Below are 23,282 nucleotides of genomic sequence, written 5' to 3'. Positions count from 1 at the left end.
GTGCTTGTGCGATACCGGCCTCCGGCCCGCGCCGCGTCGCGCGCCGCAGCCGGGCCCGGTCAAGGAAGGAAAGTCGATGCTCGGCCATGCCTGTCAGCGGTATCCCGCACGTCTTGTTCGCGTCAGCCTAGACCGGCGCGGCCCCGGTGTCATCGGGATGGTCATGCCGAACGGCGCAGAACCGCCACGAAAAACCCGTCCATGCCGCCGCGCCCGGCCCAGAAGTCGGGCCTGAGGCGCAGGCCCTCCGGGCCGATCCAGCCGGGCTCGATCCCCGGCAGGTGCAGCGGGGCGGTGTCCACGCCGGTGCCGGGATTGCGCAGCACGGCGTCGCGGATCTGTTCCTCTCCCTCGTCGATGAGCAGCGAGCAGGTACAGAACACCACCCGTCCGCCGGGCCGCACCAGGGTCAGCGCCCGGTCGATCAGTCGCTCCTGCAACGCGAAGAGAGCGGGAAAGCTGTCTCCGGTCTTGGCGACGGGCAGATCCGGATGCCGGCGGATGGTACCCGTCGCGGTGCAGGGCGCATCCAGAAGAACGGCATCGAACGGGACGTCCGGCATCCAGTCCAACGCATCGGCGATGACCGTGTTCGCCTTGAGCCCGCAGCGCGACAGGTTCTCGGTCACCCGGGCCATGCGGGGGCCGGACAGGTCCAGCGCGGTGACCTCTGCGCCACGGGCGGCCAGTTGCAGCGTCTTGCCCCCCGGCGCGGCACAGAGGTCCAGCACCCGTTCCCCAGGTCGCGGCGCCAGAACCTGCACCGGGATCGCGGCGGCGGCATCCTGGACCCACCACGCGCCCTCCGCATACCCAGGCAGAAGGCTGACCTGCCCCGCGTCCCGCAGGCGCAGGCTGCCCGTGGGCAGCACCTCTGCCCCCAGCTTCGCGGCCCAGCCCCCGGCATCGTCGCGCACCGTGAGGTCAAGGGGCGGAGACGCGGCGAACACCGCCTCCATCGCCGCGACGGTCGCCTTGCCGTAGTCGGCCACAAGCGGCTTGCGCAGCCATTTCGGCAGGCGCGGCAGCGGCAGGGCGTCCCAGCTTTCGGGCGGCTGGCGCAGCACGTTGCGCAGCACCGCGTTGACCAGCCCCGCCTGTCCCGCCGTGCGCTCGCCCGCTTTCACGATCTCGACCATCGCGCCGACCACGCCATGGGCGGCACCGCGCTCCACCCGGATCTCGACCAGCGCCAGGCGCAGGGCATTCAGCACCTCGGGATACGGCTTGACCCGCAGGAACGGGCCCAGCGCGCGATCCGCCCGGTCGCGCCAGCGCAGCGTCGCCACCGCCAGACGCCGTGCCCGGGCGCGCTCCGGCCCCGGCAAGGGGCCGAGCACGTCGCCCTCCACCTCCGCCAGCAGGCGGCCCTCATCGGTCGCGCTGGTCAGGAGTCTGAGCGCGGCGGCACGGGTGCGGTCCATGGTCCGGGGGTCCTTGAGCGACGGCAGACCGCGCGTATATGGAAGGCCAGCAAGGAAAAGACCAGCGAGCACAGCCATGACCGACACGCCCCGCCTGCCCCCGGAAGCCCTCCGCGCCCTCGAAGAGGCCGAAGCCCGGCGCCGCGCCGCGGCCGCACCGTCGCTGCCGCCGGAACTGGGCGGCCGCGACGGGCCGGAACCGGTGCGCTACGGCGACTGGGAGAAGAAGGGCATCGCCATCGACTTCTGACCGCTCAGGGCAGGTTCAGATAGACCTGGCTTCCGCGCCCCTTGTCGGCGATGAAATAGACCCGCCCGCCGTCGATCTGCACCGCCTGGCAAGAGCGGCCCCAGGACCGGCTGCCCCATTCCATCGTCCGGCAGAAGAACGCGCCCGACCAGTCCCACGATCCGGTCACGGGGGTTCCGAAGGCAGATCCACGGATCCGGCCGTCGCCCGTCACAGACACGCCGATCCCCAGCCGCGTCAATTCGCGGTCGGCCACGCGCGAGACGAACTGCTCACGGGACGACAGACGTTCCTGCGCGGTGACGGGCAGGGCGAGGGCGATCAGAACCAGGGTCAGGCGCAGCATCGGGATCCTTTCGGTCGCGGATATCGTGCCAGCACGGGTGGCGATCAGTCGAGTCCGAGCACGTTCACCATGTCGTAATGTCCGGGCGCGCGCCCCGCCGTCCAGAGCGCCGCGCGCACGGCGCCCCTTGCGAACAGAGCCCGATCCGTCGCGCGATGGCTCAGGGTGATCACTTCTCCCGATCCGGCGAAGATCACGTCATGGGTGCCGATGATGTCGCCGCCCCGGATGGCGTGGAACCCGATCGCGCCGGTGTCCCGCGCACCGGTGATGCCGTCCCGCCCGCGGTCGGCCACCGTGTCGAGCGCGACCCCCCGCCCCTCCGCGGCCGCCTCGCCCAGCATCAGCGCCGTGCCGGAGGGGGCGTCCACCTTCATGCGGTGATGCGCCTCTACCACCTCTATGTCGTAGTCCGCCCCGAGGCTGGCCGCGACACGGCGTACCAGGCTGGTCAGCAGGTTCACGCCCAGACTCATGTTGCCCGCACGCACGATCACCGCCGTTTCGGCGGCGGCGTCGATCGCGGCGATCTGCGCATTCGTAAAGCCGGTCGTGCCGATCACATGGGCGACGCCGGCCTCTGCCGCGGTCCGCGCCAGGGCCACCGTAGCCAGTGGCGCGGTGAAGTCGATCACCGTGTCGGCATCCGCCAGCGCCGCCGCCGGATCGTCCGTGACCTTGATCCCGCGGTCCGTTCCGCCCATGGCCTGCCCCAGATCGCGCCCCAGCCAGTCGTGGCCGGGCCGCTCCAGGGCGGCGGCCAAAGTCGCCGCGTCGGCCTCATCCACGGCGCGGACCAGCATCTGCCCCATCCGCCCCGACACGCCCGTGATCGCGATCCGCATCCCGTCCCTCCGCCTCGTCGTTTCCTTCCGCTAGCCTGCGCGGCCGGCTCCCGCAACGCCCTGTTGCGCGGACCGGCGCCAGGCCATAGATCCCCACCATGGCCAGCAGACGACACAACCAGGGCTCCGGCCCGACGCAACGCCAGCTCCGCGTGGGAGAGCTGATCCGGCGCACCCTGTCGGATGTGCTGAACCAGGGCGACATCCACGACCCCGACCTGAACCGGATGTCGATCACCGTGGCGGAGGTGCGTGCGTCCCCCGACCTTCGGATCGCGACCGCCTATGTCATGCCGCTGGGCGGCGACCGGCGCGAGGACGCGATCCAGGCGCTCAAGCGCAACAAGGCGGAATTGCGCCGCGCCCTGTCGCGCGAGACGGCTCTGAAGTTCACCCCCGACCTGAGGTTCGTCATAGACGAGACCTTCGACCGCATGGATGAGACCCGCGCCCTCTTCGCCCGCGACGAGGTGCGCCGCGATCTGGACGATGGGGCCGACGGTGGCGGCGGCGCGGCGGGGGACGATACCGGGACCGGCGCGGAATGATCGTGCGTCTCGCGCTTGCGGCGGCGCTGTCGTGGCTGGGCGGGACGGCTGTCGGCGCGCCCTGCCAGGACACGGATTTCGACGGCGCCTCCTTCACCGTATGCCGGATCGACCCTGCGCAAGAGGACGTGCGCCTGTTTCTCTACGACGATGCCGGCGCCCCCCTGGCCAGCTTCCGGGCCGTGAACCAGGCTCTGGCGCGGGAGGGGCGCGCCCTGGGGGTCGCCATGAACGCTGGCATGTATCACGCGGATCGCTCTCCCGTCGGTCTCTACGTCGAGAACGGAGAGGAGACGAAGCGGATCGTCACCTCCGACGGGCCCGGGAACTTCGGGCTGCTGCCCAACGGCGTTCTCTGCCTGGGCGACGGGACCGCCCGCGTGGTCGAGAGCCGCAGCTTCGCCGCCGACCCGCCCGATTGCCGCTTCGCCACGCAGTCCGGGCCGCTCCTGGTGATCGACGGCGCGCTGCATCCGAGGTTCCTGCCCGACTCCGACAGCCTCAACATCCGTAACGGTGCGGGCGTGGCGCGGGACGGACGGTTGGTCCTGGCGATTTCCAACGAGCCGGTGAACTTCGACCGGTTCGCGCGGCTCTTCAGGGACGGTCTGGACGTGCCGGACGCGCTTTATTTCGACGGCAGCATCTCCCGGCTCTACGATGCCGGGACCGGCCGCCACGATGCCGGCTGGCCGATGGGTCCGATCATCGGAACGGTCAGGGAGGCGGGCTGATGGGACGCCGCCGAAAGGGCCGCGACATCTCCGGCTGGCTGGTCGTGGACAAGCCCGCCGGGATCGGGTCCACCGACGTGGTGAACAAGGTCCGCTGGGCGTTCGAGGCGCGCAAGGCCGGCCATGCCGGGACGCTCGACCCGGACGCGACGGGCGTTCTGGCCGTGGCGCTGGGCGAGGCGACGAAGCTCGTCTCATCCGTCGCCGATGCGCTCAAGGCCTATGAATTCACCGTCACCTGGGGGGCGGAGACCGCCACCGACGACGCCTCGGGCCGGGTCCTTCTGCGCTCCGACATGCGTCCCGACGCCGAGGCCATCCGCGCCGCCCTGCCGCGCTTCACCGGCGACATAGAACAGGTCCCGCCCCAGGTCTCTGCGGTGAAGGTGGACGGCCGCCGCGCCTACGATCTGGCGCGAGAGGGGGCGGCGCCGGTGCTGACCCCCCGCCCGCTCCATGTGGATGAACTGTCGCTGATCGACTGTCCGGACCCCGATACCGCGCGGCTGAGGATGGTCTGCGGCAAGGGCGGCTATGTCCGCGCCATCGCCCGCGACCTGGGACGCACGCTGGGCTGCCGCGGCCATGTGGCGGTGCTCCGGCGCGTCTGGTCCGGGCCGTTCGATCTGGACGGCGCCGTGACCATGGACCGGATCGAGGCGCTGGCCCGCAGCCCGGAGATCGACGCGCTGTTGCAGCCGGTGGAGGCGGGCCTGGGCGATCTGCCGCTGTGCCGCGTGTCGCAGGTCGCCGCGCAGGCGATCCGCAACGGCAATCCCGCCGACGTTCTGTCCTCCGAGGCCGATTTCGGCGACCTCGCCTGGGCCTCCCATGGGGAGCGGGTCGTCGCGCTGGGCCACTACCGCGCCGGACGGTTCCATCCCAGCCGGGTCCTCAACCTTGGCTGAGCCCACGGCAAATGACCCGGCCCTGGACGGATTCGTGAACATGCTCCGGGACACGCCCGCCCCGCCCGGCTGCGCCAATCCCTATGCGATCCATGAAGAGGGCGTCGACGCCGCCCCCGATGCCGCAGAGATACGGGCGCGGCAGCTTGCCTCCTACCTCGGCCGGCGCCGTGACACCGCCCGGCTGCTGCTCATCGCGGAGGCGCCGGGCTATCAGGGGGCGCGGTTCAGCGGCATCGCCATGACCTGCGAGCGGACGCTTCTGGGGCAGAAAGACGGTGTGCCGCCGCATCTTGTCCTGCGCGATGGCGACAGCGGCCGGCGCACGAGCAGCGCCGCCGCGGCGCGGAACGGCCCGGAAACGCGGGGCGGCTTCTCCGAGCCCACGGCCACCGTCGTCTGGAAGGAACTGCTGCGCTACGGTCTCACCGACGCCGCGGTGCTCTGGAACGTGTTTCCGTTTCATCCGCGACGTCAGGGGCAGCCGCTGACCAATCGCACGCCCTCCGGAAAAGAGGTGGCGGCCACCCTCCATATCATCGAATCGCTGCTGGCCACGTTCCAGGGCTGCCGGCTCGTCTGCATCGGAAACACCGCCCGCGACCACCTTGGGCCGCTCCGCCCGGGGGTAGAGGTGATTCGCCACCCGGCGAATGGTGGCGCCACCCTGTTCCGCGACGGGTTGCGCAAGATCACGGCACAGCTCTGACGGGTACGGCATCCGGTGGACGCGCTGCCCCGAACGGCCGATCGGCGCGACCGACGGGCTGAAACGGGGCGTGGCGCGACCCGGGCGGCCCGGTCTACAAGGCGGCACCCCCCTGCGCGCTCTTCGCCACCGCCCCGACCCAAGGAGACCCCATGAATTTCGACTCCCCCGCCCCGGTCCTGGTGATCGCACCGCATCCCGATGACGAGGTTCTGGGAGTCGGCGGCACCATCGCCCGTCTGGCGGCTGCGGGACGCCCCGTCCATGTGGCCATTGTCACCCGCGGGATGCCGCCGCAATTCACCGACGAGCAAACCGCCAAGGTCCGGGCCGAAGCCTCCGCCGCCCATGCGCGGCTGGGGGTGACGCAAACGCACTGGCTCGACCTGCCGGCCGCCAGGCTCGACCAAGTGCCCCATTCGGAAACCAACGCCGCCGTCGGCAGGGTCGTGGCGGAGGTCGCGCCCGAACTTCTGTTCGTGCCGCATCCCGGCGACATGCATCTCGACCATTTCTACACCTTCGTGTCGTCGCTGGTCGCGTCACGCCCCCACCAGCAGGACTACCCGGCCACGCTTCTGGCCTATGAAACCGTGTCAGAGACCAACTGGAACGCCGCCTATCTGACGCCCGCGTTCGTTCCCAACGTCTTTGTGGACATCACCGACCATATCGAGTCCAAGCTCGCGGCGTTTGGCTGCTTTGCCAGCCAGGTCAAGGCGGCTCCGCACGAACGGTCGATGGAAACGCTGCGCGCGCTTGCCACCCTGCGGGGGGCGACGGTGCATCGCGGTGCCGCCGAAGCCTTCGTGCTGGTGCGCAGTTCCGTCTGACCGGTCGGCCGCTGGCCTGCGCGACCGTACGGACGGGAAACGGAACCGAAAGCGCGGCGTTTCCCTTCCGATCCCGAAGGGAGCCTGTCCATGGACACCAGCAGCTGTCTCGTGAGCCGCCTCACAGCCTACCTGGACCTGACCGAGGAAGAGCGCGACTTCATCGCGGATCTGGAAAAGGATCGGCGCCATCTGGCACGGGGAGACGCGCTTCCCCAAGTGAACGGGGACATCTGCATCGGGGTTCTGGATCAAGGACTCGCCGTCGCCATGTCGCAATGTGGCGGCAAGACCCGGATCACCCGCGTGTTCGTGCCGGGCGATGTGGTGGGCCTGGCCGAGCTTGGCGGCAACTTCGTGGGCCAGGACGTCCGGATGCAGACCGACGGCGACTTCTGCCCCTTCCCGCGCGCCCGGATCGGGCTTCTGCTGCGAAAGATGCCGCGGCTGGCGGCGCTGCTGCTGGCGATCGGCGGGATCGAGCAGCTGGAACTGCGCGAACGGCTGGCCGCGGCCAGCACCATGACCGCGGAGCACCGGCTGATCCACTTCCTGCTGAGCATTGCCTCCCGCCTGGCGATGCCAGGCATCGGCAGCGGGTCGCGTGTCCGCCTGCCGATGACCCAGGGTGAGATCGGACAGGTGATCGGCGCTACCGACATCACCGTGAACCGCACCATGCAACAGCTGGTCCGCCGCGGCTGGATCGAGGTCGACCGCCCCTATATCCGTCTCCTCGCGCGTTCGGACATGGAGGACGAAGTCCAGTTCGTGAACCGGTACGGCGATCTGGACCTGTCTTGGTTCGCCGCGCCCTGACCGGGCAGACCGTGCCGGTCCGAGACGGCGCCATACCGCTTAATCCTTGCTAAGTTCGCGCCAGATCCCTCCGGTTTTCCGGAACCGGGCCGCCGTTCTGCGACTGATATAGAGTGTATGCCAATGTATATTCGAGCGTATGGGAGGCTTCGACCATGCATGACTCCGTGACCTACTATGACCTGATCGGTTTCGTTCCCGGCAACCCGAAGACCGCGACATCCCTGCCGGCGACGCCCGACCTGAGCCGCACCGCCCTGTTTCTCGATTTCGACGGTACGCTGGTGGAGATCGCCGGGCGGCCCGACGCCGTGGATGTGCCGTCCGGGGTCCAGGATCTGCTGAGCGCGCTCGACGAACGGACCGGCGGCGCGATCGCGATCGTCTCCGGGCGGCGGATGGCCGATCTGGAGCAGTATCTGCCCGATTTCACCGGCACGCTCGTCGGATCCCACGGGGCGGAATGGCGCACCGGCGGCGATCGCCACGTCGCGGAAGAGGCGAGATCCGAGACCTTCGCCCATCTCCGCGAGGTGCTCCGCGCCTGGGTCGCCGCCCATGACGGCGTGCTGCTTGAGGAAAAGCCCGCCGCGCTGGTGCTCCACTATCGTGGCGCACCGCAGCATCAGGTCGCCTGCGGACGGATCATGGCGGCACTGGCCGAAGATACGTCCGGATTCACGGTTCGCCATTCCAAGATGGCGCTCGAACTCATGCCCGAGCGGATCTGCAAGAGGGACGCGGTGGAAATGCTGCTGGACCGCTGGACCGGCGACAGGACCCCGGTAGCGATCGGCGACGACCGGCCGGACGAGGGAATGTTCGCCGCGGTACAGGAGCGCGGCGGCTTTGCGATCCGCGTCGGCGACGAAGAGACCTGCGCCAGCTACCGCATCCGGTCGGTGGCGGATGTCCACGCCCTGCTCGACTGCTGGCTACAGGAACCTGAGGGGGCGTCATGTCGGGTCGGCTGATCGTCCTGTCCAACCGGATCCCCAACGACGGGCCGCCCGCCGGCGGGCTGGTGGTGGCGCTGGATGAGCTTCTGACCGGCCGCGGCGGCCTCTGGATCGGCGCCAACGACACGCCGACGGACACGCCGTCGCACAGCCTGACCCCGATTCCGGGCGGCAGCGGCTATGACAAGGCAGTGTTCGACATCACACCGGCGGAATACGACGATTACTACCTGGGCTATGCCAATGCCGTGCTCTGGCCGCTGTGCCACCGGCGCACGGACCTTCTGTCGCTGGAACGGCGGTTCGCGGCGGCCTATGCCGCGGTCAATGCCCGCGTCGCCCGGATGATCGCCGCGGTCGTCCAGCCCGATGACCTGATCTGGGTCCACGACTACCACTTCCTGCCCGTCGCGGCGGAATTGCGCGGGCTGGGCGTCAAGGCGCGCATCGGGTTGTTCCTGCACATCCCGTTTCCGACGCTGCCCGATCTGGCCGCGCTGCCGGAGCGGTCCGACTTCTACACCTGGCTGTCCAGCTTCGACGTTGTCGGCCTGCAGACAGAGGCCGATGTCGCCCGCTGTTTCGAGGCGTTCCGCAGCCATCCGGCCGGAGAGCTGTGGTTCGACGGCCGGGTGAAGTTCGCATCCCGTGTGTTCGCGGTACGCTCTTTTCCCATCGGCATCGACGGACCGGGCTTCGCGGCGCTGGCCAGCCGGCCGCTGGACACCGACCCGCTGCCTCTGGCGACCGGCACGCGGCTGGTCCTTGGCGTCGACCGGCTGGACTACTCCAAGGGCATCCCGCACCGGATGCGCGGCTTCGGCACCTGGCTCGGCAACCGCGCGGAGACATCTCCGCGGGCCACGCTGTTGCAGATCACGCCGCCGTCGCGATCCGCGGTCGCAGCGTACCAGACGATCACCGGCGAGCTTGAGGCGCTCACCGGTCACCTCAACGGCAAGCACGGTGAAATCGACTGGACGCCGATCCGCCTGATAGAGCGCAACATCGCGCGGGAAACACTTGCCCCGCTCTACCGCCGGGCGGACCTGGCGCTGGTCACGCCGCTGGCGGACGGCATGAACCTGGTCGCCAAGGAATTCGTGGCCGCGCAGGAAGAGGCCGACCCCGGCGTGCTGATCCTGTCGCGCTCGGCCGGTGCTGCCGAGCAGATGACCGACGCGCTGATCGTGAACCCCTACGACGCCGACGAGGTGGCGGAGACCATCGAGCGCGGCCTGACCATGCCGCTCGCCGAACGGCAGGAACGCCATCGCGGGCTGATGCGCGTGGTCCGGGACACCGACGTGTTCGACTGGGGCGCGCGATATATCGACGTCCTGTCGCGGACCGAACGTCAGATGGGCCTGCGGTCGGAGACGCGCTCGGCCTGAGGCGGTGCCTTGCCGTTGACTTCTGGCCCGCATCGCGGGTTATGGGTCCGTCGCCCTTCGCACAGGATCACTGTGAAACGTCTGGCCCGTCTCTTCACGCGCCCGCACCCCGATGCGCGGATGCCGTCCCGGAGCGCCGCGCCACGGGATGCCGCGGATCCCGCCGCCCGCTACGCGCCCCTGCCCTTCGTGTTCGCCGGACGCGACCTCGCCGTGCAGTGGTCCGCCAAATCCGCCTGTTCCCAGGTCGCCATTTGGGCCTTTCACCAGGAACGGCTGCTGGACGCCATGTCCGACTACAGCGGCTGGCCGCATCGGTTCCGGACAGAGGTATATCAGCCGTCGGACACGGTCCGGCGCCGCCTGGACGACCTTCTGCGCGCGCGGGGCGCGGGCTTTGCCCTGATCCGCATCACCCGGAACCCGGCAGAGCGGATGCTGTCGATCTTTCGCCACGTCTGCCGTCACGATTTCATGGACCCCGCCATCGCCAAGCATCTGGGTCTCGACAAGGCGCGCGACGGGCTGTCGGTCCGCGATTTCGACGCGCTGCTGACCGCGCTCGGGGTTGCGGACGGCCGCAAGGTCAACATCCACCTCCGCCCGCAAGCCTCGCGGCTCTCTGAGCTGGCGTTCGATCGCGTGGTGACGCTGAACATGGACACGCACGCGCTCGACCCGGGCCTGAACGCGGTCGAGGCCGCCTTCGCGCTGCGCCCGACCTCGTTCGATGCCCTTCCGGCACTCCAGCGCCTGCGGGCGTCGCACTACGCGCAGGACGCCGCCCGTCCCGGCACGGACAAGCTGGCGGACCATCGTTTCCGGCCCGGCGACACCCGGTCCTTCCCAAAGCGGGACCTGCTGGCGACGGGCCTGTTCCACGATCTCGCCCGCCGGCATCACGCCGTCGATACCGACAGCGTCGCGTCAGGCGATACCGACGGCGAGATCAGCTTTGCCCCGCGGCAGGGCTGACCGCTGCGCCATCCGGCGTCCCGGTCCGACGCAACGACCGCCACAAAGGCACCTCCCGCCCTTTTTATGCGTCGCGGAACTTGGTATCGGCTGGGCCGCGTCCCCCTGTCCGGCGGAAGGGCGCGAACCGACAGGGGTCATACCATGAAGGACGCCACCCAGCTTCACGACGCGGTGCTGGCCGCCGCACGCCGTGTCCTGCGGACGGAGGCCGACGCGATCCACCTGCTGTCCGACCGGCTGCCCGCCGATTTCGCGCCCGTGGTGGAATTGATGCTGCGCGCGCGCGGCCGGGTGGTGGTGTCCGGCATCGGCAAGTCGGGCCATATCGGGCGCAAGATCTCGGCCACGCTGTCGTCGACCGGAACGCCGTCGCATTTCGTCCACGCGGCCGAGGCCAGCCACGGCGATCTGGGCATGATCACGCGGGACGACATCTGCATCCTGATCTCGAACTCCGGAGAGACGACCGAGCTTCGCGATATCCTTGCCCATACCCGCCGCTTCTCGATCCCCATGGTGGCGATCTCGTCCAAGCCGCAGAGCACGCTGATGCGCGCGGCGGATTTCCGGCTCTGCCTGCCGCCGGCGCCCGAAGCCTGTTCCATCGGCATGGCGCCGACCACCTCGACCACGCTGACGCTGGCGCTGGGCGACGCCCTGGCGGTGGCGCTGATGGACCAGCGCAACTTCGTGGCCGAGGATTTCCGCGTGTTTCATCCGGGCGGCAAGCTGGGCGCGCAGGTGGCCACGGTGGGTCAGCTCATGCATTCCGGCGCCGAGCTTCCGGCCGTAGAGGGCGACACCCCCATGGGCGAGACGCTGATCGAGATGACGTCGAAGGGCCTTGGCATCACCGCCGTCACCCGCGGCGGTCGGCTGGTCGGCGTGATTTCGGACGGCGATCTGCGCCGCAACATGGAGACCCTGATGGATAGCACCGCCCAAGAGGTCGCCAACCCCGACCCGATCACCGTTCCGACGGAGATGCTGGCCGTGCAGGCGCTGGCGCTGATGAACGCGCGCAAGATCAACGCGCTTCTGGTGACCGACGACGCGGGCCGGGCCACCGGCGTGCTGCACCTCCACGACCTTCTGCGCGCCGGTGTCGCATGAAAACGGTGATCGTGATCCCGGCGCGCCATGCCTCGACCCGCTATCCGGGCAAACCCCTGGCGGAGCTGACCCTGCCCGACGGCACCCGCAAGAGCCTGATCCGGATGAGCTGGGAGGTTGCCATGGGCGTGCGGGGCGTGGCGGCGGTGCATGTCGCCACCGACGACGACCGCATCCGGGCGGCGGCGGAGGCGTTCGGCGCCAGCGTGGTGATGACATCCGCGGCGTGCGAGAACGGCACCGCCCGCTGCGCCGACGCGCTGGCGCGGGCGAAGATCGAGGCCGACCTGGTCGTCAACCTGCAGGGCGACGCGCCGCTGACGCCGGCCTGGTTCGTCGAGGACCTGATCGCCGCCATGCGGGACGACCCGGCCGCCCAGGTCGCCACCCCGGTCCTCAGGGTCGATCCGCTGACCTACGGCCATTTCCGCGACGACCGGGCCGCGGGCCGGGTCGGCGGCACCACGGCGGTGTTCGACGTGAATCAGCACGCGCTCTACTTTTCCAAGGAAGTGCTGCCTTATATCGACCCCGCCCAGGTGCCGGACCGGGACATCCCGGTGTTCCACCACGTCGGCGTCTATGCCTACCGTCCCGCCGCGCTGGCCCGGTATGTCGCGTGGCCGCAGGGCGAGCTGGAGCGGCGCGAGGGCCTGGAACAACTCCGGTTCCTCGAAAACGGCCACACCGTGCGCTGCGTGATCGTGGACGGCCGCGGCCGGGTGTTCTGGGAACTCAACAACCCCGAGGACATTCCCCGCATCGAAGCCGCCCTGAAGGAGCTGTGACATGGACGCCATCGAGACACGCACGGTCACGGTCGGAGACATCGAGATCGGGGGCATGCGCCCCTTCGCGCTCATCACCGGTCCTTGCCAGCTGGAAAGCCTCGACCACGCCCGGATGATGGCCGAGCGGATCGCGGCGGCCTGCGCCCCGACCGGCACGCGCTTCATCTTCAAGGCCAGCTACGACAAGGCCAACCGCTCGTCCCTGGGCACGTCGCGGGGTCTGGGGATCGGCAAGGGGCTGGAGATCCTGGCCAAGATCCGCGACGAATTCGGCTGCCCGATCCTGACCGACGTGCATGAGCGCGGCCATTGCGCCCCGGCGGCAGAGGTCTGCGACGTGCTCCAGATCCCCGCGTTCCTGTGCCGCCAGACCGACCTGCTGCTGGCCGCCGGAGAGACCGGGGCCGCGATCAACGTCAAGAAGGGCCAGTTCCTGGCGCCCTGGGACATGGGCCGCGTGGCGGAGAAGATCGCCTCGACCGGGAACGACCGGATCCTGCTCTGCGACCGCGGCACGTCCTTTGGCTACAACACGCTGGTGTCGGACTTCCGCGGCCTGCCGACCATGGAGCGCACCGGCTATCCGGTGGTGTTCGACGCGACGCACTCTGTCCAGCAGCCCGGCGGCCAGGGGGCGACCAGCGGCGGACAGCGGGAGTTCGCGCCCGTTCTGGCCCGCGCGGCCTGTGCGGTGGGCGTGTCGGCGCTGTTCATCGAGACCCACGAGGATCCCGAAAACGCCCCCTCCGACGGGCCGAACATGATACCCGTGGACCGGATGGAGGCGCTCATCGGAGAGCTTCGCGCCTTCGACGCCCTGCGCAAGGGTCCGGGCTGAGCGCGACCGGTTGATGCGCCGCGTGGACCCGGGCGTGCGCCGGTCTAGCTGTCGGCAGGCCATGCCGCACAGGACCGCCCATGCCCGAACTGCCGGAAGCCGAATCGAACCGCGTCCGGGTCGAGAGCCACTGCCTCAACCGCACGATCTCCGCGATCACCCTGGGTGAGACCTCCCACGTCGACCTGCCCGGCCCGGCGGCGCGGGACAGGCTCATCGGCCGCCAGTTCACCCGGACCGGGCGCCACGGCAAGCTGATCTTCGCGGGCAGCGACAGCGGTCCGTGGATCGCCGTGCACCTTGGCATGACGGGCGCTCTCATCCCCTTCGACGCGCCCGCCGACCCGCCCGACCACACCCGCATCGTCATCGCGTTCGAGGGCGACCGGAGGCTGGCGTTCCGCGTGCCGCGCAAGCTCGGCTGGATGGCCGTGATCGACGATCCGGCCGGGTATGTGGTGCAGGCGGGGCTTGGGCCCGATGCGCTGGCGATCGACCGCGACGCCTTCGCTGACACCATCGGCGGCACGCGGGGCGCGATCAAACCCGCGCTGATGAACCAGAAGAAGCTGGCCGGCATCGGCAATCTCTGGAGCGACGAGGCGCTGTTCCAGACCGGCATCGATCCGGACGCCTGCGCCGACGGGCTGTCCGGCGCCGCGCTCGGCGCGCTTCACGACACCGTGCGCTCGGTGCTGCGGACCGTCTGCGATGCAGGCGCCGACTACGGTCGCCTGCCCGGCGACTGGCTGATCCCCCGTTACCGCAAGGAAGACGCCTCCTGCCCGCGCTGCGGCGGGCCGATCGGGCGGCGCAAGGTCGGCGGGCGCACCGCCTATTTCTGTACCTCCCACCAGGGCTGAGAGCGGCGCCAGCGCCCGCACGCGACAAGCGACCGGCACCGCTCCGGCAGCGCCGCGCCCTGTCACCGGTGCCCCGATGTTGTCGCTCAGTCCCCGCGCGTCGCGCTCATCAGACAGAAGGCCGCTCTCGCCTCGCGCGACGATTTCGGAGGATGCCGGAATGGCGCGCGGTGCAGACCGGCGTGCCAAGAGCCATCGCCTTCGTCACCGCCACCGACCGCCCTCCCGGTCGCCATCGCCGGCGGTCGGGCCAGGCAGAGATCGGCCCAGGCGATACTGGCCACGATGTCGTCGCGGGAATGCGGGAACCCTGCGGCATGCCCGTACGCCACAGGACGTTGCGCCCGTACTGGCGCGGAATTCGCCGGAATTCCGGCGGGTACATGCGCCATCCCCCCATGCCACTCCGCGATGGCGAAAAGCGGCTGCGTGGCCACGACGGTATGCGATCGGGATGGAAAGCCCGACACGCGGACGCGGACCTCCCCGGCGCGGTTCCGGCTGTCGTCCGTGCGACCGTGCCCGATCACCGGCAGTGACGGTCCGGAAATCGTCCTTGAACCCCAGCTCGGACCCCTTGGCATGACCCGTCGCGTTCCGAGAGCGCATCTTTGGCGCCTTGATCGGTCCAGAGCTTGCGCACGTCCTTGGCCCGGTCCTGCGTCGGGCATCCGCCTTCCCCGCCATCTGGTGCCCGTCGGACTATCGCCTTCGGCACCGGATCCGTCACCGAAGCGTCGCATGCCTGACGTTGGAATGCGACATCGCCGCCATGCCTCACCGGTCTCCGGCGACGTGCCGATGGGCGTTCCCGCGACGCGCCCGGTGCGGATTGCGATCCGGCCGAACGCCATCCACCGGTTCAGCCGCACGCGCGCCACCGGCACAGGAAGGTCACCGCCTGGCTCGGCCGGTATGAAAGCTGGCGTAGATCTTTACGTTGCCGAAGCTGCCGCTGCCGGTGGTCTGCGCGATGTCGGGGGGATCGCAGCGATTCGCTGTGGCTCCCGGGCTGGTTCGGTCCGGCGCATCCGAGCATTGACCGGCGGATGTGTCTTGGGCGGATGACATCTGCGGCCCGGTCCAGCATGGGCGGTTTCACGCGGACATCCGCCACCTTCCGCATGATGGCATCAGTCTTTCGTGCCGTGACCTGTCCGGACGACCCCATTGTCCGGCGCCGTCGCCTGGACCATTGACCAGGGCAGGCCGGTCCCCCATGTAATCCGACAAGGATGCCGCGCTGCAGAAACAACGCCGGGACGAGATATCGTGAAAACTCGCAACGGGCCGGAACGCCCGCGAATCCTGAGCGTTCGCTGACATGGCCCGAATCCTGTACCTCGTGCACGATCTCGACGACGCTGCCGTCTGGCGTCGCGTACGCATGTTGCGGCTTGGCGGTGCAGAGGTGTCGCTGGCCGGTTTCCGGCGCGGCACCGATCCCCTGCCCGAAGAGGCGCTGGTCCTTGGCCGGACGGAAAACGCCCGCATGGTCAAGCGCGCCCTGGCAGTGCTCGGCCAGCGCCTGCGGCCGCATCCCGCACTCAGCGACATACCGCGGCCCGATATCGTCATGGCCCGCAACCTTGAGATGCTGGCCCTCGCCGTGCCGCTACGCGCGTCCTTCGGCGACCGGGACGCCATCCCACTGGTCTACGAGGTGCTCGACATCCATCGCCTGCTGGTCGGCGACAGCGCCAAGGCCAAGCTGATGCGGCGCGCCGAGCGGCGGCTCTGCCGCGCGGTCGACCACCTGATCGTCTCCTCGCCGGCATTTCTGCACCGGCATTTCCGCCGCTACGGACAATGCGCGGCCCCAGCGACCCTGGTAGAAAACAAGGTGCTGGTCGCCGAGGATACCGTGCCCGCCCGGCCCGGCCCGGGCGAGCCGCGCGCGCCCGGGCCCATTCGCGTCGGCTGGTTCGGGATCCTGCGCTGCCGGTTCTCGCTTGCCTGTCTCGACGCCGCGACACGCGCGCGACCGGGTCATGTCCGGGTCGTGCTGCGCGGCCGTCCCGCCCTGGACGAGCTACCGGACTTCCATGAGGTCGTGGCCGCCAACCCGGATCTGGAATTCGGCGGTGCCTACCGGTATCCGGACGATCTGGCGGAAATCTACGCCGGGGTGGACCTCGCCTGGCTCGTGGATCGCTATGACGAGGGGCAGAATTCCGACTGGCTGCTGCCCAACCGGCTCTATGAAAGCGGGCTGAACGGCGTCCCGCCGATCGGCCTCGGCGGCACCCAGGTGGCCGCACGGATGCGCGAACTGGGCATCGGTCTGGTCCTGGATGCGCCGAGCGTGGCGGCGACGCGCGCCCTCTTCGACGCGGTGACGCTTGAGGATCTCGACCGTCTCCGCGTCGCGCAAGCTGCGGTACCGGCCGAAACCTGGGCGGCCGATGCGTCCGATGGGCGGGATCTGCTGGCCAGACTGACAGGAGTGGACGACATGCCCGGACGAAATCCCGCGGATCCCGCCGCCGGCGACGCGCGCGCCGACAGCGGCGTGCTCATCGTCATCCCGACGCTGCAGGAGGCCGACCATATCGGCGGCGTGCTCGACGGGCTGCGCTCCTTCATGGCCCGCCGCAAAAAGGCCGGCGCCGCCGCGCGCATCGTCGTGGCCGACGGCGGGTCCGGCGACGGGACACGCGACATCGTGCGGGACCATATCTCCCGGCATCCCGAATTCGACATCCGCCTGATGGACAACCCGGCCCGGCTCCAGAGCGCGGGCATCAACCTGGCCTGCGCGTCCCACGCGGATGGGATGGACACGCTGGTGCGGCTCGACGCCCATTCCGACTATCCCGAAGATTTCGTGGATGTCGTGCTGGAAGAGGCGCGGCGCACCGGTGCCGACAGCGTCGTCGTGGCGATGACGGCGGTGGGTTCCACGCCGCTCCACAAGGCGATCGCCTGGACGCAGAACTCCCGCCTCGGCAACGGCGGCGCCTCGCACCGGACAGGCGACGGCGGCCGCTTCGTCGATCACGGGCACCACGCGCTCATCAGGCTCGACGCGTTCCGGGACGTGGGCGGCTACGACGACAGCTTCTCTCACAACGAGGACGCAGAGCTCGACCTGCGGCTGGCGCGCGCCGGGCGGCGGATCTGGCTCACGACCCGCACCGGGCTGAACTATGTGCCGCGGCGGACCCTCAAGGCCCTGTGGCGCCAGTATTTCCGCTTCGGCAGCGGCCGTGCTCGGACGGTTCTGAAACACCGCATCACCCCGCGGATCCGCCAGATGATCCCCATCGCCGTGGCACCGGCCATCGCGCTTCTGGCGCTGGCGCCGCTGCACCCGGCCTTCGCCCTGCCCGCGATGCTCTGGGTTCTGGCCTGCCTTGCCGGCGGAGCCGCCCTGGCCATCGCCAACCGGGAGGCGCTGGCCGTGGCCATGGGTCCGGTCGCCGGCACCATGCACGCGGCGTGGTCGGCGGGCTTCTGGTACCGGCTATTGACGGCGCCCTTCGCCCGGCGGGACGCGGTTCCGCCGGCCTTGTCCGCCGGCGCGCCGATCCCGCGGGAGCGCGTCGCCGTGGGCGTCTGCACGTTCCGCCGGCCTGCGCTCAGCGACACGCTGACCACGCTCGACGCGCAATCCCTGCCCGCCGGCGTGCCCCTGACCATCGTGGTGGCCGACAACGACGTGACCCCCAGCGCGCGGTCGCTGGTTGAGGCCTTCGCGGCGCGCTCGAAACACCGGGTCGTCTATCTTCACGCGCCTGCCGGCAACATCTCCCTGGCGCGGAACGCCATCCTGGACGAGGTCGGCCGCAGGGGCCTGCGCCGGCTCGCCTTCATCGACGACGATGAGCTTGCGCCACGCCACTGGCTGCGGGAGCTTCTGGCGCGCATGGCGTCGGGCGACGCCGATGTGGTGGTGGGACCGATCCGCGCGATCTATCCCGAGCACGCGCCCAGCTGGATGCGCCGCCTGGGCGTCCACGACACGCGCCCGGAACTCGGCCCCGACGGCAGGCCCATCGCCGGGCACAGCTGCAACGTGCTGATGGACCTTGCGTCGCCCGCCCTGGAAGGCCTCCGGTTCGATCTGGCGCGCGGCGCCTCCGGTGGAGAGGATACCGCGTTTTTCGATGCCGCATCCCGCGCCGGGGCCCGGCTTGCCCTGGCCCCCGCCGCGCGCCTGGATGAGCCTGTCGCCCCCTCGCGGGTCCGGCTCGGCTGGCTGCTGAAGCGCCGGTTCCGCATGGGCCAGACCCATGGCAGCCTGCGGCGGCAGAACCGCGGTACCGGCGGCCGCGCGGCAGAGATCGCGAAAGCGGCTGCCAAGGTCGCCTATTGCGGTGCCTTCGCACTGCTGACGGTACCTTTTCCAGAGCGGCGCAACGCGAACCTTCTGCGCGGGGCGCTCCATCTCGGCACGATCTCGTCCCTGATCGGGATACGCGACCTCACCATCTACGGAGAGGGCACGGGTGTCGGAACAGGCGCTTGACCCTTGCGGGCAGGACGGGGCTGCCCCGTTCCCCACGTCGAATTGTCTCGGGCGTGAAAAGTCATCGGTTCAGCAATTTTGGGTAGAGAATGTTAATCATTCCGGTCTAGGCTCGAATGACGCCGGGGAAGATCGGTCTTCATCGGCGCTGCCTGAACCAAACCGGATCGAATATGCGCCTTCATGTTTTTGTGATCGCCCTCGTTACGATGATACTCCTCGCGGCCGGTCTCGGCTTTGCCGCAGGGTTCGGTCCCGGCCGGCTGACCGTGTTCGTGGTCGCGGTGATCGTGGTCCTGCAGATCGCCTATGTGGCCTTCGTGGCACTTGCCGCGGTCGTAGGGCAGTCGGGACGCTCCGCTCTGCCTTATCCGCGACACGACCCGCACCCCCACGGAATAGCGCAAAACACGGACGCCTGATCGCGGCGCCGCGTCGCTTGTCCCGCACCCCGGCGTTCGGTTCGACCACGGCGCGCTGCACTTCCTTATCGACAGTGCCCCGTCCGCATCCGGATCCGTCGCGACCGCCCCGGCGCCAAGGGGCACTGCTGTCATGACCGCGCTGGCATCTCCCCGGGTCAGCGTCATCGTCGCCTGCCACAACGCTGAGCGCACGCTCGGCCGTGCCATCCGGTCGGCCCTGGCGGAGCCGGAGACGGCCGAGGTCATCGTCATCGACGACGCCTCCACGGACGGCACGGTCAGGGTCGCGCGCGCCGAGGCAGCCGGCGCGCCGCGGGTCCGGCTCATCGCGCTGGACACGAACGCCGGCCCCGCCGCGGCGCGCAATCGCGGTCTGGACGCGGCAACGGCGCCCTTCGTCGCCGTTCTGGATTCGGACGACATCTTCCTGCCCGGGCGCCTGCGCACCCTGCTCAATGGCCCGCCGAGGGAACTCGCCGCCGACAACATCCTTTTCATGGACGACAGGCCGGACGGGGGTCCCGCGCCGGATTGGCCCGATATCGCGGCCGATTTCTCCGACCTGACCCTGACCCAATTCGTCGAGGGCAATCTGCGCCGCAAGGGCACCGCGAGGGGAGAGTTGGGCTTTCTCAAGCCGGTGATGTCCCGGGAATTCCTGACCGGCAAAGGGCTTCGCTATGCGCCGTCCATGCGGCTGGGAGAGGATTACGATCTCTACGTCCGCATGTTCCTGGCCGGTGCCCGGATGACACTGACGCGGCGGCCGGGATATGCCGCCACGGTCCGCGCGACCTCTCTCAGCGCGCGCCATGCGACCGCCGACCTGGCCGTTCTCCACGCCCGGATAGAGGAGCATCTGAAGGCGCCGGACCTTCCCGAGGACGTCGCCGCGCGGATGCGCGCCCTCTCGCGGGAGGTTCGCCACAAGCACGACCACCGCAGGTTCCTAGACCTGCGCCGGTCGGGCGGTGCCGCAGCGGCGATCCGGTTCGCCCTGGGCGGCCGCAACCGTCTAGGCCCGATTGCGACCCAGATCGCCCGGGACAAGCTGCATCTCAACGCCACCGCCGCCGACGTACTGCCGAAGGGTGGCACTCGGCTGCTTCTCGACCCCCGGCAGACATAGGCGCCGCGGCGCCCGCCCTATCCGGCCGGCGGCAGCACCGCCAGATCGGCTCCCGGCGGGAGCACCGCCCGCTCGGCCTCGGCCGGGGCAAGCGTCACCACCGCCGCATCCCATTCCGGCAGATAGCCCAGAGCGCACAGCCCCTCGGCCCCGAAGGCGAGCACGCGCACGGCCCGTCCTTCGGCCAGGGCGGTCAGCCGACAGGCGAGCGCCACGTGATCGTCCTCGTCCGCGGATCCCGGGGACCGCAGGGGCGGCACCGCCATGCGAACCGCTTCGGCGGGGGCGGGCGCATCGGCGGCACGAGCGGCGGACCCAAGGACCAGGGTCAGCGGCGCCCGGTCCTGCGGCACCGGATCGATCCGCCCCTTGGCACGCCGATCCGCAAGGCTGGCGCGCAGGTCGCTCAGCAGCGCCGGATGGCGCAGGATCTGCCCGGCCGCCGACAGGGGTTGCCGCGACTTGATCGCCCGGACCAGTCTTTCGTAATCAAGGCCCCGCTCCAGCCGCCCGGCCCGGTCGTCGAGCGCCCGATGGAGTGCCGCATCTGCGGGGCGGCTCCGCGCGGCGGCCCGGACCGCGTCAGCATGCGCGGCCAACAGGCTTTCCAGGGCGGCCTCCGTCAATCGGTGAGAGATCGAGCCCGCATGCCGCCTGTAGAGATAGGTCGGATCCGGTACCACCGCGTAGCGCGCGCCGTCGATCAACAACCGCAGGCACAGATCGAAATCCTCTCCGATCCGCAGCCGCGCGTTGTAGCGACGGGATCCCAGAAACGCACGCCTGATCATCGGCTTGAGATACCCGAAGGAGGCCACGCCCGCGCTGACCCCGTCGCTGTCCACGAATGCGGCGGGGCTGACGGTAAGAGAGGCGCCGATGTCCCGACCGCCCAGAACGGTGGTGCCGGCAACCTCCCGGTCTCCGAACTGCACCATGTCGTCGGCGATCATGTCCGCCTCCAACCTCTTCGCAGCGGCCAGAAGCCGCTCGATGCGTCGGGGGTGGAGGATATCGTCGGAATCCACGATCGCGATCCAATCCCCGCGAGCCCGCTCCAAAGCGGCGTTCCGCGCGGCGCCGGGACCGCCGTTGACGGTCAGCGCAACCGGAATTAGCCGGGAATCCTCACGCGCGATATCGTTCACAATCGCCACGCTGTCGTCATCCGACGCGTCGTCGGCGACGATAAGCTCGATCCTGTTGTGGGTCTGCCCCAGGACGGACCGGACCGCGGCCGCCAGATAGGCCGCACCGCGGTAGTTCGACATGATCACGGACACGGTATCGGCCGAACCATCGTCGGTCCGGCGGGAGTTCGAGCCGTTCATGCGAAGCGCTGCCTGCTTTTTCGTCGCGCAATCGCCGCATTCCCGGACCCCGTCGGACCCGGGAGCTGTGCGCCTACGCGGTTTCGCTGGACCGAACGGTTGCCGGCAGGGTCTGGGCCAGAATAACCAGGTCTCTTCCAGGGCTGTGCTTGGAGACATACACCCGGTCATAGGCGATGCGGCGCAAATAGGTCGTGTTGCTTCGCCCGCTGACCTGCCAGAGCCCGGTGATGCCGGGACGGGCGCTCAGGTAGAACCGCGCGGACCGGCCGTAGCGGGTCAGTTCGTCCAGCGGCACCGGACGTGGCCCGACCAGGCTCATATCGCCCCTGAGCACGTTCCAGAACTGCGGCAACTCATCCAGGCTCAGCTTGCGCAGGACCCGGCCCAATGGCGTCACGCGGGGGTCGTCACGCAGCTTCTGGGTTTCTTCCCATTCCGCGCGCGCCTCCGGAAAGGCCTGGAAGTGCCGCGCAAGAACCTCGTCTCCATTGGCGACCATCGTCCGCAGCTTGAAGCAGCGGAACGGGACGTTGCGATGCCCGACCCGCCAATGTCCGTAGAACACGCCACCGGGCGAACTGAGATGGATCAGCAGCGCAAGACCGGCGATCAGCGGTGCCAGCAGCACCAGGATGAGCGCGGAGGCGACCACATCCGTCGTCCGTTTCAACATCCCGCCCACGGGCCGGTCCACGACCTTCGCGGGAAACCAGGCGGAATGACGGGCGCGGGGACCGACCCTGAACGGAACAGTTTGAATACTCTTCATCGTTTACATCCTAGATCCTGAAGGCCGCAGTCAAACCGACTCCAACCTCGAATTGCTCTCTTCGCGGTTGCCCTTACGGTTTTCAACCATGTTGCGCAGAGGCATGACGGACATGCTCTCCGGCCGGCTCTCCGTGCGGCACCTTTTCATCCGTTATCTACATCAAATGCTGCTGATGCAAAGCCCGTAGGCTAAATGCCCCGCCCACCCCAAAGGTGGGTCGTCGTTTACGCAAGAATTGCGCATCACGCCCAACATCTGGGCGACATGCAGTGGCGCGCGGAAATTCGCTCATCCGTTTCATGGCAGTCTCACCCCTCATCTTCGCCCCCTGTCCGTCCCGACAGCTGATTCTTCGACCGCCTCTGGATGCCGCGTTTCACTCCCCTAGATTGTGTCCAAATACCGGGCTGCAACCCGACCGGGGTGAAATTACGGCCGCACAAGTTTACCAGGTCGAAATGTTCCTTCGCCGTCGTTAACCAGCAAACGTCGCAGGGCGGATCCTGTTCCCGACCCGGAACAACGACGACCGCCAGGGCTGCCCGATCCACCGCGCCTGGTTCGCCTGAAAGGTCGCCGGTTGCGTGGTGCGGCACGTCTGCGCCGATGTCGTCTTGTGCCAGTCCCGCCTTTTGGTTCCGTCCGCGCCGCTTGCCGGAAGCGGTCGGTCCTGGCGGCGTGCTGCCAAAGCGGGCTGCGCCCGCAAGGGACCGGGCCGCCGCACCCTGTGGCATGACCCGGAAGCTTATGACCGCGCGTCCCGCGCCGCCCCGGCCCATGCGGCCCGGCCGAACATGGG

Annotated in this window: 22 protein-coding genes; 17 read left to right on the top strand and 5 right to left on the bottom strand. The window is 69.4% G+C overall.

The features are described from left to right. Positions 1–161 precede the first annotated feature (161 nt). Positions 162–1,424, bottom strand: a complete 1,263-nt coding sequence (locus KW83_RS10085; protein ID WP_036178065.1) for an RsmB/NOP family class I SAM-dependent RNA methyltransferase — start codon at positions 1,422–1,424, stop codon at positions 162–164. A 76-nt stretch (positions 1,425–1,500) separates the two neighbouring features. Here KW83_RS10085 and KW83_RS10080 point away from each other — a divergent pair, with 76 nt between their 5' ends. After that, the gene (locus KW83_RS10080) at positions 1,501–1,674 is read left to right on the top strand and encodes a DUF1674 domain-containing protein (protein ID WP_036178063.1); all 174 of its coding nucleotides are present in this window, start codon (positions 1,501–1,503) and stop codon (positions 1,672–1,674) included. 4 nt (positions 1,675–1,678) lie between these two features. Here KW83_RS10080 and KW83_RS10075 read toward each other — a convergent pair whose 3' ends face one another. Both KW83_RS10075 and dapB read right to left on the bottom strand, forming a co-directional pair. Further along, a complete protein-coding gene (locus tag KW83_RS10075) occupies positions 1,679–2,020 on the bottom strand; it encodes a hypothetical protein (protein WP_036178061.1) in 342 nt (113 codons plus the stop codon). 44 nt (positions 2,021–2,064) lie between these two features. Beyond that, on the bottom strand, positions 2,065–2,865 hold the full coding sequence (gene dapB, locus KW83_RS10070; protein WP_036178059.1) for a 4-hydroxy-tetrahydrodipicolinate reductase: 801 nt from the start codon (positions 2,863–2,865) through the stop codon (positions 2,065–2,067). A 98-nt stretch (positions 2,866–2,963) separates the two neighbouring features. Here dapB and rbfA point away from each other — a divergent pair, with 98 nt between their 5' ends. From rbfA to KW83_RS09985, 16 genes are all read left to right on the top strand, one after another. Next, positions 2,964–3,413, top strand: a complete 450-nt coding sequence (rbfA, locus tag KW83_RS10065; protein ID WP_051928422.1) for a 30S ribosome-binding factor RbfA — start codon at positions 2,964–2,966, stop codon at positions 3,411–3,413. Further along, positions 3,410–4,147 carry a phosphodiester glycosidase family protein gene (locus KW83_RS10060; RefSeq protein ID WP_051928421.1) on the top strand — a complete coding sequence of 246 codons (738 nt, stop codon included), beginning with the start codon at positions 3,410–3,412 and terminating at the stop codon, positions 4,145–4,147. The genes rbfA and KW83_RS10060 overlap by 4 nt, the downstream gene beginning before the upstream one ends. Next, positions 4,147–5,055: a tRNA pseudouridine(55) synthase TruB gene (gene truB, locus KW83_RS10055; protein WP_036178057.1), complete on the top strand. Its 909-nt coding sequence runs from the start codon at positions 4,147–4,149 to the stop codon at positions 5,053–5,055. Before KW83_RS10060 ends, truB begins: the two co-directional genes overlap by 1 nt. After that, positions 5,048–5,764, top strand: a complete 717-nt coding sequence (locus tag KW83_RS10050) for a uracil-DNA glycosylase (protein WP_152563556.1) — start codon at positions 5,048–5,050, stop codon at positions 5,762–5,764. The genes truB and KW83_RS10050 overlap by 8 nt, the downstream gene beginning before the upstream one ends. 152 nt (positions 5,765–5,916) lie before the next feature. Then, on the top strand, positions 5,917–6,597 hold the full coding sequence (locus KW83_RS10045) for a PIG-L deacetylase family protein (RefSeq protein ID WP_036178045.1): 681 nt from the start codon (positions 5,917–5,919) through the stop codon (positions 6,595–6,597). 90 nt (positions 6,598–6,687) lie between these two features. Then, complete coding sequence (locus KW83_RS10040; RefSeq protein WP_036178226.1) at positions 6,688–7,416, top strand: Crp/Fnr family transcriptional regulator; 729 nt, start codon at positions 6,688–6,690, stop codon at positions 7,414–7,416. A 155-nt stretch (positions 7,417–7,571) separates the two neighbouring features. Then, entirely contained in the window at positions 7,572–8,390 is an 819-nt protein-coding gene (gene otsB / locus KW83_RS10035) for a trehalose-phosphatase (protein ID WP_051928420.1), read from the top strand. Beyond that, the gene (locus tag KW83_RS10030; protein WP_036178043.1) at positions 8,375–9,769 is read left to right on the top strand and encodes an alpha,alpha-trehalose-phosphate synthase (UDP-forming); all 1,395 of its coding nucleotides are present in this window, start codon (positions 8,375–8,377) and stop codon (positions 9,767–9,769) included. The genes otsB and KW83_RS10030 overlap by 16 nt, the downstream gene beginning before the upstream one ends. 72 nt (positions 9,770–9,841) lie before the next feature. After that, entirely contained in the window at positions 9,842–10,744 is a 903-nt protein-coding gene (locus tag KW83_RS10025; RefSeq protein WP_036178041.1) for a sulfotransferase family 2 domain-containing protein, read from the top strand. A 144-nt stretch (positions 10,745–10,888) separates the two neighbouring features. Then, entirely contained in the window at positions 10,889–11,860 is a 972-nt protein-coding gene (locus tag KW83_RS10020; protein ID WP_036178039.1) for a KpsF/GutQ family sugar-phosphate isomerase, read from the top strand. After that, positions 11,857–12,648, top strand: coding sequence for a 3-deoxy-manno-octulosonate cytidylyltransferase (locus KW83_RS10015; RefSeq protein WP_036178037.1), 792 nt, complete (start codon positions 11,857–11,859; stop codon positions 12,646–12,648). The genes KW83_RS10020 and KW83_RS10015 overlap by 4 nt, the downstream gene beginning before the upstream one ends. A 1-nt stretch (position 12,649) precedes the next feature. After that, positions 12,650–13,489: a 3-deoxy-8-phosphooctulonate synthase gene (gene kdsA, locus KW83_RS10010; protein ID WP_036178035.1), complete on the top strand. Its 840-nt coding sequence runs from the start codon at positions 12,650–12,652 to the stop codon at positions 13,487–13,489. An 80-nt stretch (positions 13,490–13,569) separates the two neighbouring features. Continuing rightward, positions 13,570–14,352 carry an Fpg/Nei family DNA glycosylase gene (locus KW83_RS10005; RefSeq protein WP_036178034.1) on the top strand — a complete coding sequence of 261 codons (783 nt, stop codon included), beginning with the start codon at positions 13,570–13,572 and terminating at the stop codon, positions 14,350–14,352. Positions 14,353–15,676: 1,324 nt separating this feature from the next. Continuing rightward, positions 15,677–18,823, top strand: a complete 3,147-nt coding sequence (locus KW83_RS21150) for a glycosyltransferase (protein ID WP_152563555.1) — start codon at positions 15,677–15,679, stop codon at positions 18,821–18,823. A 173-nt stretch (positions 18,824–18,996) separates the two neighbouring features. Continuing rightward, the gene (locus KW83_RS09990; RefSeq protein ID WP_161785483.1) at positions 18,997–19,245 is read left to right on the top strand and encodes a hypothetical protein; all 249 of its coding nucleotides are present in this window, start codon (positions 18,997–18,999) and stop codon (positions 19,243–19,245) included. Between the two features lie 133 nt (positions 19,246–19,378). Then, the gene (locus KW83_RS09985) at positions 19,379–20,377 is read left to right on the top strand and encodes a glycosyltransferase family 2 protein (RefSeq protein WP_036178030.1); all 999 of its coding nucleotides are present in this window, start codon (positions 19,379–19,381) and stop codon (positions 20,375–20,377) included. A 17-nt stretch (positions 20,378–20,394) separates the two neighbouring features. On the opposite strand, the gene KW83_RS09980 is transcribed toward KW83_RS09985, so the two are convergent. Beyond that, complete coding sequence (locus tag KW83_RS09980) at positions 20,395–21,708, bottom strand: glycosyltransferase family 2 protein (protein WP_051928419.1); 1,314 nt, start codon at positions 21,706–21,708, stop codon at positions 20,395–20,397. A 73-nt stretch (positions 21,709–21,781) separates the two neighbouring features. Then, a complete protein-coding gene (locus tag KW83_RS09975; protein ID WP_051928418.1) occupies positions 21,782–22,480 on the bottom strand; it encodes a sugar transferase in 699 nt (232 codons plus the stop codon). Between the last annotated feature and the right edge of the window lie 802 nt (positions 22,481–23,282).

It is taken from the genome of Palleronia rufa, assembly GCF_000743715.1.
Lineage (GTDB): Bacteria > Pseudomonadota > Alphaproteobacteria > Rhodobacterales > Rhodobacteraceae > Palleronia > Palleronia rufa.
This window is presented reverse-complemented; position numbering and strand designations above follow the sequence as displayed.